The sequence below is a fragment of the Cupriavidus pauculus genome (assembly GCF_008693385.1).
GTDB lineage: Bacteria > Pseudomonadota > Gammaproteobacteria > Burkholderiales > Burkholderiaceae > Cupriavidus > Cupriavidus pauculus_D.
Window position 1 is genome coordinate 2,776,100 of record NZ_CP044067.1, and the last position, 12,223, is coordinate 2,788,322.

The 12,223-nt window shown below is 67.3% G+C and carries 13 protein-coding genes; 9 read left to right on the forward strand and 4 right to left on the reverse strand.

Annotated features, from left to right (window positions below; genetic code table 11):
• The first annotated feature begins 3 nt into the window (after positions 1–3).
• The 5 genes from FOB72_RS30665 to msuE all read left to right on the forward strand — a co-directional run bounded on the left by FOB72_RS30665 (position 4) and on the right by msuE (position 5,424).
• Positions 4–2,145, forward strand: a complete 2,142-nt coding sequence (locus FOB72_RS30665) for an FUSC family protein (protein WP_150376984.1) — start codon at positions 4–6, stop codon at positions 2,143–2,145.
• A complete protein-coding gene (locus FOB72_RS30670; protein WP_150376985.1) occupies positions 2,142–2,366 on the forward strand; it encodes a DUF1656 domain-containing protein in 225 nt (74 codons plus the stop codon). Before FOB72_RS30665 ends, FOB72_RS30670 begins: the two co-directional genes overlap by 4 nt.
• Positions 2,363–3,286, forward strand: coding sequence for an HlyD family secretion protein (locus FOB72_RS30675; RefSeq protein WP_191002314.1), 924 nt, complete (start codon positions 2,363–2,365; stop codon positions 3,284–3,286). Before FOB72_RS30670 ends, FOB72_RS30675 begins: the two co-directional genes overlap by 4 nt.
• A gap of 41 nt (positions 3,287–3,327) precedes the next feature.
• Positions 3,328–4,740 (forward strand): efflux transporter outer membrane subunit, encoded by a 1,413-nt coding sequence (locus FOB72_RS30680; RefSeq protein ID WP_150377600.1) that lies wholly within the window; start codon positions 3,328–3,330, stop codon positions 4,738–4,740.
• Between the two features lie 117 nt (positions 4,741–4,857).
• Positions 4,858–5,424, forward strand: a complete 567-nt coding sequence (msuE, locus tag FOB72_RS30685) for an FMN reductase (RefSeq protein WP_150376986.1) — start codon at positions 4,858–4,860, stop codon at positions 5,422–5,424.
• Positions 5,425–5,446: 22 nt separating this feature from the next.
• On the opposite strand, the gene FOB72_RS30690 is transcribed toward msuE, so the two are convergent.
• Positions 5,447–5,695, reverse strand: coding sequence for a hypothetical protein (locus tag FOB72_RS30690; protein WP_150376987.1), 249 nt, complete (start codon positions 5,693–5,695; stop codon positions 5,447–5,449).
• Positions 5,696–5,890: 195 nt separating this feature from the next.
• Here FOB72_RS30690 and FOB72_RS30695 point away from each other — a divergent pair, with 195 nt between their 5' ends.
• From FOB72_RS30695 to FOB72_RS30705, 3 genes are all read left to right on the forward strand, one after another.
• A complete protein-coding gene (locus FOB72_RS30695; protein WP_223851653.1) occupies positions 5,891–6,907 on the forward strand; it encodes a zinc-dependent alcohol dehydrogenase family protein in 1,017 nt (338 codons plus the stop codon).
• Positions 6,908–7,023: 116 nt separating this feature from the next.
• Positions 7,024–7,326, forward strand: coding sequence for a helix-turn-helix domain-containing protein (locus FOB72_RS30700; RefSeq protein ID WP_223851654.1), 303 nt, complete (start codon positions 7,024–7,026; stop codon positions 7,324–7,326).
• Positions 7,323–8,663, forward strand: a complete 1,341-nt coding sequence (locus FOB72_RS30705; protein WP_150376989.1) for a type II toxin-antitoxin system HipA family toxin — start codon at positions 7,323–7,325, stop codon at positions 8,661–8,663. The genes FOB72_RS30700 and FOB72_RS30705 overlap by 4 nt, the downstream gene beginning before the upstream one ends.
• 19 nt (positions 8,664–8,682) lie before the next feature.
• Here FOB72_RS30705 and FOB72_RS30710 read toward each other — a convergent pair whose 3' ends face one another.
• The 3 genes from FOB72_RS30710 to FOB72_RS30720 form a co-directional block, all read right to left on the reverse strand.
• On the reverse strand, positions 8,683–9,204 hold the full coding sequence (locus tag FOB72_RS30710; RefSeq protein WP_150376990.1) for a DUF417 family protein: 522 nt from the start codon (positions 9,202–9,204) through the stop codon (positions 8,683–8,685).
• Between the two features lie 114 nt (positions 9,205–9,318).
• Positions 9,319–10,266 (reverse strand): cupin domain-containing protein, encoded by a 948-nt coding sequence (locus tag FOB72_RS30715; protein ID WP_150376991.1) that lies wholly within the window; start codon positions 10,264–10,266, stop codon positions 9,319–9,321.
• Positions 10,267–10,268: 2 nt separating this feature from the next.
• Positions 10,269–11,039, reverse strand: a complete 771-nt coding sequence (locus tag FOB72_RS30720) for an SDR family oxidoreductase (protein WP_150376992.1) — start codon at positions 11,037–11,039, stop codon at positions 10,269–10,271.
• Between the two features lie 188 nt (positions 11,040–11,227).
• Between FOB72_RS30720 and FOB72_RS30725 the strand changes: the two genes are divergently transcribed.
• The gene (locus FOB72_RS30725; protein ID WP_150376993.1) at positions 11,228–12,208 is read left to right on the forward strand and encodes a zinc-binding dehydrogenase; all 981 of its coding nucleotides are present in this window, start codon (positions 11,228–11,230) and stop codon (positions 12,206–12,208) included.
• The last annotated feature ends 15 nt before the right edge of the window (positions 12,209–12,223 follow it).

Below are 12,223 nucleotides of genomic sequence, written 5' to 3' on the forward strand. Positions count from 1 at the left end.
GTCATGCCGAACTGGCCTTCCGCGCGCGACTGGCTGTTCTCCGTCAAGGCGTTCATCGCCTCGATGCTCGCGCTCTGGATTGCGCTCTATATGGGATTGCCGCGTCCGTACTGGGCGATGGCGACCGTCTACGTCGTCGCGCATCCGCTGACCGGCGCCACGCGTTCGAAGGCGCTGTACCGCGTGCTCGGCACGCTGATCGGCGCGGCCGCGGCGGTAGCGTTCGTGCCGATGCTCGTCAATGCGCCGCCGCTGCTGATGGCGGTGGTATCGCTGTGGGCGGGCGCGTTGCTGTATCTCGCGCTCATGGATCGCACGCCGCGCAGCTATGTCTTCATGCTCGCGGCCTATACGCTGGCGCTTATCGCGCTGCCGACCGTCGACAATCCGTCCGGTATCTTCGACGTGGCCATCGCGCGTTCCGAGGAAATCTGCATCGGTATCGTCTGCGCGAGCGTCGTCGGCGCGGTGCTGTTCCCGACCAGCGTGACGGCCGTGCTCGGCGATCGCACGCGGCAGTGGATGACCGATGCCGCGGTGTGGGCGACCGATATGCTCTCCGCTAACCCGCAGGCACGCGCCACGCGCCACAAGAGCCGGCACAAGCTTGCCGCCGACATCCTTGCGCTCGACCAGTTGATCAGCCAGCTGTCCTATGACACCGACTCGGCCGGCCGCGTGCGCGCGGCGCGCGAACTGCGCGGCCGCATGACGATGCTGCTGCCCGTGCTGTCGTCGCTGGCCGCGATCGTCGAGTCGATGCAGGCGCATCGCGGCGTGCCGGAAGCGCTGGCCGCGCGCATGCGCGCGGTGTCGGACTGGATTCAGGCCGGTGCGCCCGCGCCGGCACCGACGATCGGTGACCTGTCTGGCGACCTGTCCGGCGACCGGTCCGGTGACCTGTCCGCGGGCAGGCGGGCCGCCGTGGCGGCCGATCAGGCAGCGGCCATCCCCGCCGATACGACCGCCGTGCAACCGGCATCCGCGCCCGACGCGGTCGATCCGCGCGACGCCGACAACTGGGACGCCGCGATGCTGACCGCCGCGACCGATCGCCTCCAGCAGATGGTCGCCCTGTGGCAGGACTGCGTGTCGCTGCGCAATGCGATCTGCCGCCGCGACAAGGGCGCCTATGAACCGATGGCCGGCTGGGTGCCCGCGTTCCGCCGCTGGGAAGTGGGCGGCGCGCGCCACTACGACCACGGCATGCTGTTGTTTTCCACGGGCACGATCGCGCTCGGCATCTTCCTGATGGGGATGATCTGGATCTGGAGCGGCTGGTCCGATGGCGCGGGCGCCGTGGCGCTCGGCGCGGTGGCATGCTGCTTCTTCGCGGCGGCCGATGAGCCCGCGCCGATGATTCAGAGCTTCTTCAACGCGAACGTCGCCGCGGTGGTGATGGCGATGGTGCTGCTGTTCGCGGTGCTGCCCATCGCCCAGAACTACGAACTGCTCGTGATCTCTTTCGCGATTCCGTTCCTTGGCATCGGGCTGCTGATCGCGCAGCCGCGTTTCGCGCCGATCGGCCTTGCGCTAGGCGTGGTGACCGCGACCGACATCGGCGTCCAGGGCGCGTACAGCGCCAACTTCACGACGTTCTTCAACGGCAATATCGCGGGTATCGCAGGCATTCTGTTCGCACTGCTATGGACGCTGACGGTGCGCCCGTTCGGGACGCAGGCCGCGGTGCGCCGGCTGGTGCGCGCGAGCTGGCGCGATATCGCCGATCATGCGAACGACGGCGATCCGGGCAGGCAGACGCTGCAACACACGCAGTTTCGCGCGCGCATGCTGGACCGCGTGTCGCAGCTCGTGCCGCGCCTTGCGGCCAGCGCCAGCGAGGTGTCCTCGGACGGCTTCAACGAAGTGCGTGTGGAGCTCAGCACGCTCGCGCTCCAGCGCGAATTGCCGAATCTCGAACCGAGCCAGCAGCATGCGGTGCGCCGCGTGTTGCGCAGTGTCGCCGGCTATTACGAAGCGCGGCTCAAGGGCAAGCTCGAGGCGCCGCCCCCCGCGCTCTGCACGCGCCTGTCGCGCGCGCAATCGCTGGTGCGCTCGCCCATCGCGTTGTCCGCGCTCGTCGAGATGCATGTGTCGATGTTCCCGCCGGCGGTATTGCCGGCTCCCATACCCGTAAAGCCATGACCCCCGGTGAAATCAATGTCTACGGTGTGTTCGTGCCCGTCCTGCTCCTATGGATGCTCGTCGCGTTCGCGCTCATGTCGGTGGTGCGCGCCGTGTTCGTGCGCGTGGGCTTCTACCGGCTCGTGTGGCACAGGTCCCTGTTCAATCTTGCTCTCTACGTGATCATCCTGGGTGGGGTGGTCTATTTTGCGCCCTCGTTTGCGCCGCTGTTCTCATCATGAAACTAAAAATATCTTCCATCGGGCCGGTTGTGCTCACGTTGGCCGTGGTCGCGGTCGGCGCGGTCGTCGTCAAGCATCTGTGGGACTACTACACGGTGGCCCCCTGGACGCGGGACGGTCATATCCGCGCGGACATCGTGCAGGTGGCGCCCGACGTGTCGGGGCTGATCACGCGCGTCAACGTCAAGGACAACCAGCGCGTGAAGCAGGGCGAGGTGCTGTTCGAGATCGATACCGATCGCTATGCGCTGGCGCTGCAACAGGCGCAGGCCACGGCCGCGTCCATTCGCGCCACGCTGGCGCAGTCGCGGCGCGAAGCGAAGCGTAGCCAGACCCTGGCGGACGTGGTGTCGAAGGAAGTCGTCGAAGAAGGGTTTGCCAGGGTGGCGCAGCAGGAAGCCAGCCTTGCGCAGGCCGAAGCCGCGATCAACGTGGCCAGGCTGAACCTCCAGCGCACGCGCGTGATCAGCCCCGTCGATGGCTACGTCAACGACAAGCTGCCGCGTCTTGGCGACTACGCCACCACGGGCCGGCCGGTGCTGGCGATGGTCGATGTGAATTCGTACCACGTGGAAGGGTATTTCGAGGAAACCAAGCTTCATGGCATCCATATCGGCTCGCCGGTCGATATGCGCGTCATGGGCGAGTCGCGCGTGCTGCATGGCCGCGTGCTCAGCATCGCGGCCGGTATCGAGGACCGCGACCGCACCACCGGCGCGAACCTGCTGCCCAACGTGAACCCGACGTTCAACTGGGTGCGGCTGGCGCAGCGCGTACCGGTGCGCGTGGTGTTCGACCCGATGCCGGACGATATCCGCCTGATCGCGGGACGCACGGTCACGGTCACGGTGCGTGGAGAAGAGAAGAAGGCCGAGTCGCCTCAAGGCGCGGCCTCTGACGTTACTGGAGTATCGAAGTGAAACCCGTCGTTCATGTCCTGGCCTCGGTGGTGCTGTCGTCGATGCTGGCGGCATGCGTGACCGTGGGGCCCGACTACAAGGTGCCCGAGAATGCGGTCGTCAACAACAAGGCAGCCAACGGTCCATTCGATGTCGATAGCCCGGCTGTCGCCCTCGCGCCGGTGCCCGATGACTGGTGGCGTCTCTACGACGACCCGCGCATCGACGACTTCGTGAAGCAGGCGCTCGTCGCCAATACGGACCTGCGCGTGGCCGCGGCCAATCTGCGGCGCGCGATCGCGCTCTATCACGAGGTGGAATCCGAGAACCTCGTGCAGGGCTCGGTCCACGCCGATGTGGCCCGCGGACTGGTGGCGGCCGAGCCGCTGCTGCATGAAGAGAAGGTGCCGGTGTTCAATTTCGGCGATACGGGCTTCCAGGTGTCGTACCTGATCGACTTCTTCGGCAAGCTCGCGCGCGCCGACGAGGCCGCGCTGGCCAACGCGCAGGCCAGCCAGGCCGCGCTCGACCAGGCCCGCGTCGGCGTGGTGGCCGAGACCGTGCGCGCGTACGTGCAGGGCTGCACGGCCACGCACGAACTGCATGTCGCCGAGCATCAGCTGGCGCTGCAGGAAGATGCGGTCAAGCTGTCGCGCCGGCTTGCCGACGCGGGTCGCGGCCAGCCCGTCGATGTGCTGCGCGCGCAGGCGCAGGCCGAGGCATTGCGTGCCGCACTGCCGAGGTTCAAGGACCAGCAGGAAGTCGCGGCGTATCGCCTGGCCGTGATGATCGGCAAGCCGCCCACCGCGCTCGACGCGTCGGCCGTCGCCTGTACCGCCGTGCCGAAGCTGCGTCAGCCGCTGCCCGTCGGCGATGGCGCCGCGCTGCTCAAGCGCCGCCCCGACGTCCGTCAGGCCGAGCGCGAACTCGCCTATGCCACGGCCCGCATCGGCGTGGCCACGGCCGACCTCTATCCGTCGATCAGCATCGGCGCGTCGGCCGGCTTCTCGGGCATCCTCGAACATCTGGGGCAGTCGCAGACCGCGCACTGGAGCGTGGGTCCCGGCATCACGTGGAACCTGCCGACGAACGGCGTCCGCGCACGCATTCATGGCGCGGAAGCCGGTGCGGACGGCTCGCTCGCCAAGTTCGACGGCGTGGTCCTGAAGGCCCTGCGCGAAACGCAGACCGCGCTGTCGTCGTACACGCGGGAGCTGGAGCGCAACGATTCCCTGCGCGCCGCGCGCGACAAGTCGGAGGCTGCCGCAGGGCAGAACCGCCAGCTCTGGCAGGCGGGCCGCTCGCCCTACCTGCAATCCCTCGACGCCGACCGCACGCTGGCCAACAACGACGCCACGCTGGCCGCGTCCGACGCGCAGGTGGCCATGGACCAGATCAACCTGTTCCTGGCGCTGGGCGGCGGCTGGCAAAACCCGCCGAAGATCGAGGAACACAAGATCGCGGAAAAGGAGTGAGGCAGGCGGCCCGGTGTGGACAACCCGGGCCTTCTATCCTTAGTCGTTTTGCTTCGTTCATCCGCCCGACCCGCTGCGTTAAGGTAGATCACCTTGATGCCGAATTCGGAGAAATCTGTGGCTAAGCCGCTCAAAGTCGTTGCCGTCAACGGCAGCGCCTATCAACCGTCGCGCACGCGCGTGCTCGTCGAGGCCCTGCTGGCCGAACTTTCGCAAAGCCTTGTCGTGGAGGCGCAGGTCGTGGACCTGGCCGAGATCGCGCGCCCGCTGGGCGCGGCGCTGTCGCGCGACGAGTTGCCCGCGGAGATCGAGGCGCAATTGGTGGCCATCGAGTCGGCGGATCTGCTGATTGCCGCGGCGCCCGTGTATCGCGGGTCGTTCCCGGGCCATTTCAAGCATCTGTTCGATCTGGTCGGCATGAACGCGCTGATCGACAAGCCCGTGCTGCTGGCCGCGACCGGCGGCAGCGATCGCCATGCGCTGGTGCTCGAGCACCAGTTCCGTCCGCTGTTCGGTTTCCTGCAGGCCCTGTCGCTGCCGATCGGCGTGTATGCGTCGACGGCGGATTTCAATGGCTACGAAGTGGGCAGCCCCGCGCTGCAGGAACGCATCCGCCTTGCGGCCGAGCGCGCCGCGCCGCTGTTCGCCGACGCCGCGCGCCAGCCGCTGCGGCGCGTGGCATAGCGTTCCTGCGGTCTCTGCGTTCTCAGATACCGAGAATCTTCTTCGCTTCGCCGAGGGACTTCATCGAAGCATCGTGATTGCCGGCCTTGTGCTGCGCCTCGCCCTCGGCACGCAGCTTGGTCACCTTGGCCTGGTCCTCCGGCGAGAGCGCCGGCTTGGTCGACAGCTTGGCGTCGATGGCCTTCATCTCGTTGGGACAGTTGTGGGCGAGTGCCAGTCCACTCGCGCCAAGCAGCACGAGCGAAGCGAGAATGTGGGTGGTGGTACGCATTGTCGGTCTCCTGTCGTGACGAAACGGCATTCGGGGAATGCCGCTTCAGCATAGTGCATGCGTCACGCCATTGCAGGCGGCGCCCCTCCGCGGCTTCTCCCCCCGCCCGCTCAACAATTCCGCATGACCCGCATGCAGTAACGTCGATTTACGGTCCGGCTCCCGGCACCAACAATGGTGTCATCCACATCGAGGATGTCGAACATGTCAGAGATCACCATGCAGGCGCTTGTCGTCGAGCAGGCCGGCGCGCCGCTGCGCCGGGTCACGTTGCCGCGTCCCGTCGCGGGACCGGGTCAGGTGCTCGTGCGCATTGCGGCGAGCGGCGTCAATCCGCTCGATACCAAGATTCGCGCGGGCGCTGCCGCGCATGCGCGGCAGCCGTTGCCGGCCGTGCTCGGGCTGGATCTGGCCGGCACGGTCGAAGCGTTGGGCGAGGGCGTGAGCGAGTTTCGTCCCGGCGATGCGGTGTTCGGCATGACGGGCGGCGTCGGCGGCGTGCAAGGCTCGCTGGCCGAGTACGCGGCCGTGGATGCCGCGCGGCTGGCGCACAAGCCGGCCGGCCTGTCGATGCGCGAGGCCGCGGCGTTGCCGCTGATCGTCATTACCGCGTGGGAGGGACTGATCGACCGCGCGCGCGTGAAAGCCGCCGACAAGGTGCTCGTGCACGGCGGCGCGGGCGGCGTCGGCCATATCGCGGTGCAACTGGCGCGCGCGGCCGGGGCGCAGGTGTTTGCCACGGGCAAGGCCTCGCAGCGCGCGGTCATCGAGCAATTCGGCGCTACGTTCATCGACCACGAGGCGCGTACCGTGGCCGACTACGTGCAGCAGTTCACGGGCGGCGAAGGCTTCGACGTGGTCTACGACACGGTGGGCGGCGCGGTGCTCGACGCGTCGTTCGCGGCCGCGCGGACCTACGGCGGCCACGTGGTCAGCTGCCTGGGCTGGGGCACGCACGCGCTGGCGCCGCTGTCGTTCCGCGCCGCGACGTACTCGGGCGTCTTCACGCTGTTGCCGCTGCTGACCGGCCGCGGCCGTGCGCATCATGGCGAGATCCTGCGGGAGGCGGCGCGGCTCGCGGAAGCGGGCAAGCTGGCCGTGCTGATGGACCCGCGGACCTTCGGCTTCGACGATGCCAATGCGGCGCATGCTGCGCTCGAATCCCGCACGGCGCGCGGCAAGGTCGTCGTGGATGGCTATGTGGCCCGATAAGGCAATGCGATAGCATTGTTTCCGGCAGAATAGTATTCGATAGTATTTCTTTTCGCCTTGCCTTCGCTGGACGGCTGGCACATACTATAGAAGCGTTTTGCACGGAAAAGAATGCTATGTCATTACTTTCGCAGTCGCAGGCCATGCGACGCCAGCGGGGCATCACCATCGCGGACCTGAGCCGCATGGTAGGCATGGCCGCGCAGAATCTGTCGGCGATCCTGCGCGGCAAGAAGGACAGCCGCGCCTCGACCTTCGAGGCGCTTGCGGCCGCCATGGATGCCGAATGGGTGATGGTGCCCCGGGAGCGGCTGATGGAGGTCCGGCAGGTGCTCGAAGGGAAGGGCGCCGGGCCCGACCGCGCCGCCCGCTCGTCGCTCGACGTGTTTCTGAGCCCCGGCCGGGAGCCCGCCGAATGAGCTTCGAACTGCATCCGCGCTTCCTCGAAGTCCGGCTTTACGACCGGCTCTGCGGCTACCTGTGCGAAGCCGGCGGCAATACGCGCTTCGTCCCGTCGGAGGCCTTCCGCGGCGATGCCGACCGGCCCACGCTGAGCCTGTCCATCACCGTGCCGACCGAAGCGGGCCGCGCGGCCACCTCCGAGGTCCTCGACAACCCCTTCCACCCGGCGATCTACAACACCGGCGCCGAGCTGCCGCCCTACTTTGCGGGCCTGCTGCCCGAGGGCGAACTGCGCCAGCGCCTCGAGGCCACGCGGGCCAATCCTGAAGACAAGGACGATTTCGGCGTGCTCGCGTCCGCGGGCAACGACCTGCCGGGCGCGGTCGTGGTGGTGCCGGCCGATATCGGCGCGCTACCCGAATACGTTCGCACCTACGGCGTGACGGGCGGCGCCGACAATCTCGAGATCGCGGTCGTGGAAGGCGCGACGGAGGGCGCGGCATCGGTCTCGGGCGTGCAGAACAAGCTCGCGCTTTCCACCGTGCGCAAGGGGGAGCGGTACACGCTGCCGACCCACGGCAAGGTGTCCGACATCATCGCCAAGCTACCGGCGAAGAACGACGATGCGCAGGTGTTCAACGAGTTCGTCTCGATGCAGCTGGCCGCGGCGGCGGGCGTCAATATCGCGCCGATCCAGGTGCTGCCGATGTCGAGCATCGACGTCGACGGCCTCGCGGCGTCGCTGGGCGATGGCCTGCCGGGTCGCGGGCTACATTACCTCGCGGTGGATCGTTTCGACCGCGGCCCCGGTGGCCGCGTCCACGCCGAGGACGGTTGCCAGATGCTGGGCCGGATGCCTAGCCGCAAGTACGCCAATGCCGATGCCTATGTCCGGCTCGTGGCCGTGCTCTATCGCCTGAGCCCGAGCGGCGTGCAGAACGTGCGCCAGTTCTTTCTGCGGCAGGCCGTCAATACGCTGATCGGCAACAGCGACGCGCATCTCAAGAACTTCTCGGTGATCTATCACAACGGCCGCTTGCCCGAGCTGTCTCCCGCGTACGACATCGTGTGCGTGGCCGCGCTGCCGAACTTCACGTCCTATGGACAGAACGTGGCGATCGACGCGCGGCAGCGGCAGGAGACGCTCGCCGATTACGAGCGCATCGCGGAACAGGCCGGTGTTCCGAAACGCATCGCCACGGCCGCGGTGAAAGAGGCCGTGGCGCTCGCGCATGCGCACTGGCCCGCGCTGCTGAACACGCTCGATGCGCCGCAGCCGATCCGCGACGTGATTACCGAGCGGCTGGCCACGCTGCCGCTGGCCAGCGCCGGCAGGCCGCGGACGTCGCGCTGACGTTCCGTGTGGAGACGCATCAGCCGGCCCGGGCCCGCGCGCCGTTCGCCGACACCGCGTGCGAGGCCGCCACGCGCGACACGTCCTGCTTCAGCAGATACACCGACACCACGAGCAGCACGAGGTCTTTCAGCAGAAAGGCCGACACGATCGTCATGGCGGGAAAACCGCCCGCGCCTTGCTCCCATGCATCGGGCGCGAACGGCATGATCGTGACCGTCGTGATGAACGTGAAGGTCGATCCGAGTGCGCCCAGCGCGCCGAGTTTCTTGTTCCAGAAGCCCAGGAAGATCAGCGTGCCGAAGGTCCATTCCGCGGTGCCCAGCAGGATGCTGGTGCCCTTGATGCCCAGCAGGGGAATCATCCAGAACGTCATCGGGCCATGCGTGAGCAGCGGTAGCAGTCCGGTGATGACCGCTTCGAACCACTTGTCGTAGCCGAACCACGCGAAGATGATCACCATCGCCGCGCGCAGCAGGTGGTAGTCGAGGTCGCTCTTCAGCAGGACCGATCGGTTCAGTTTGTCCAGAACGGCGTTCATGTTCGTTCTCCATATTGCGTTGAGGGTGAACGCAGTATGGTTGCCGGCCCCCAGCCGGTTAAGGCTCGCGCGGATCGACGGCATGCTCGAAAGTATCAATGACTTCCCGCTCCGCTACTCCGCTCCGCTACTCCGATCCGCTTCCGCGCGGCGCCATTCGGCGGGCGTTGCGCCCATGTGGTCCTTGAAGGCGCGGCGGAAGGCCGCGACGGACTGATAGCCGACGCGCTCGGCAATCGCTTCCGTGGAAGCGGTCGATGCGCGCAGGGTGTCCGCGGCCAACGCCATGCGGATATCGGTCAGCAGATCGCTCGGGGAACGCCCGATCTTTTCCTGGAAATGCCGCAGGAGCGTCGCGCGCGACATGTTGCAACGCGCGGCCAGCGCCGGCGCGGTCCAGGGATGGGACGGACGGTCGAACATGGCCATCAGGGCAGGCGCCAGCCTCGGATAGCCCACCAGCGACAGCAGGCCGGCCGGCGGCGCCTCCGACTCGCTGGCCAGCCGCAAGGCGAGCGCAAACAGTGCGGACGACAGGCCGTTGAGCATCGCCATGCCGCCGAGCGCGTCGGCGGCCGACTCGTCTCGCATCAGGCCGACCAGGCCCATGACTTTCGCGGCGGTCGCTGTCGGTGCGGGCAAGGGCGGCGCGGCACCCCGGGCGATGAGCACGGCAGGCAGGTAGCGACGCACCAGCCGCTCGTGCTGGGGGTCCACGATAAAGCGGCCGCACAGCATATCGAGTCGTTCGCCCGCGCCAGGATTCTCGCTGACGACGATATGGGAGGCATCGCGCTTGCGCACGGCCAATGGATCCCTGCCGCTTCCGTCATGCAGGAAATGCGCGTCGCCATGGGACAGGATCACGATGTCTCCCGCATGGAGGGGGTATCGCGTCTTGCCGTCCTCGAGGATGGCGGTGCCGGCCACGATCACGTGGAACGGCATTTCCCCGGCCGACGAGGGCGCGTAGTTCACGCGCCATGGCGCGCCGTAGAGGCATCGAACCTCCAGACGGCCCCTGACGCGCATGATGTCGAGAAGGTTGCTCAGCCAGTCCATCGTTACACCGATTTCACTTCCCCGCCGTCGATACGCAGCACCGTACCGGTCATCCACCGGGCCGCCGGCGACACCGCGAACGCCATCGCCTCGGCAATCTCGGCCGCCTCACCGAAGCGCGCAATACCGGCCTGTGCGAGGAACGCCGCGCTGGCCTGCTCGATGGTCACGCCCTTTGCGGCGGCTGCGTTCTCCAGCATGCCGAGCCGGCGCCCGGTCATGATCGCGCCGGGGGAGATGCTGTTGACCTGCACGCCGTCCTCGATACCGCGCTCGGCGAAAGCCTTGGCAAGCGCCTCGATCGCGGCGTTGATGGCGCCCACGGCAGCGGCGGCCGGCTTCGGGGTGATGGCCGCCGTCCCGGACGTGAACACCACCGCGCCGCGCGATATCTTCAGCGCCTGCCACGCCGCGATGGTCAGGCGCCGCGCGCCGTGGAACTTGAGTTCCATGCCCGCCTGCCATTGTGCGTCGGTCATCCGCAGCACGTCCACGCCGGGGACCGCTCCCGCGATATTGAGCAAGGCATCGATACGACCGAAGCGCTCGAGCGTGCGTGTCACGACGATGTCGCCCGCCGTGGGTTCCATGAGGTCCAGGTCGACGACGAGGGGTGTGCTGCCGAGCGCCCTGATCTGCGCGGCGACGGAGGATAGTTGTTCGCCGGCGCGCGCGACGATGGCCACGTTTGCAAAGTCGCGTGCGAGGCGCAAGGCCGTCGCCCTGCCGATACCCGAGCTGGCGCCCGTCACGATGGCAACCGATTCCGACATGAGTGATCTCCCTGATGCATCGAGCATGTTGTGATGCGGGCCAATGTAATCGCAACGGGCGCCGCGATTGTGCTCAGGAATGCAACGGTGTTCTTCGTCCGTTTTCGGCGTAACCGTCAAATTAACGATTGAAAAGTTACGCGAGACAACTAGGATGGAGCCTCCAACACAGTCGCTCAGGAGGCACCATGAAAGCAATCGTTCTCGATGGATTCGGCGGGCTCGACGCCCTGCAGTACCGCGATATCCCGAAACCCGAAGCCGTGCCGGGCACGGTGCTCATCAGGATCAAGGCGTTCGGCATCAATCACGCGGAGATGCATATGCGCCGGGGGGAATGGGCCGAGGCAGCGCCCGTGAGCGGTATCGAATGCGTGGGCATCGTGGAAGCGTGCCCGGGCGGCGAGTTCGCGGTGGGGACGAAGGTGGCCGCCTTCATGGGCGGCCTGGGCAGGACGATCAACGGCAGCTATGCGGAATACACGCTCGCGTCCGTCAACAACGTCGCGGCCATCGAGTCGGATCTGCCGTGGGCGGAGCTGGCCGCGCTGCCCATCACCTATGCCACGGCATGGACGACCCTGTTCCGCAACCTCGACCTCCAGGCGGGCCAGACGCTGGTGATCCGCGGCGCCACCTCGTCACTCGGGCTCGCGGCGGTGAACCTCGCGGTGGCTGCCGGCGCAAGGGTGATCGCCACCGCCGTGAACGACACGCAGTTCGAGAAGCTGCGGAACCTGGGCGTCATGCGATGCGAGCTGGAGAGCCCGCGGCTATCGGAGCGGCTTGCCGACAAGGGCCAGATCGACGCCGTGCTCGATCTCGTCGGCAATAGCGTGGTACTCGATTCGCTCAGGATCGTGCGGCGCGGCGGCAAGGTATGCCTTGCCGGCTGGCTGGGCGGCCTCGATCCGATTCCCGACTTCAATCCGCTGCTGCAGATGGCGAGCGGCGTCTACCTGACGTTCTTCGGCAGCTTCGTGTTCGGCTCGCCGCAGTTTCCGGTCTCGGATGTTCCGCTGCAGGCCATCGCGGCCGACGTCGCGGCGGGACGGTACCAGGCAAAGCCATCGCGTATCTTCCGCTTCGACGAGGTGCGCGAGGCGCATCGCGTGATGGAAGCGAACGACGCGAAAGGCAAGATGGTCGTGGTGCACGACGATGCCTGACGGCGCCTGACCGGG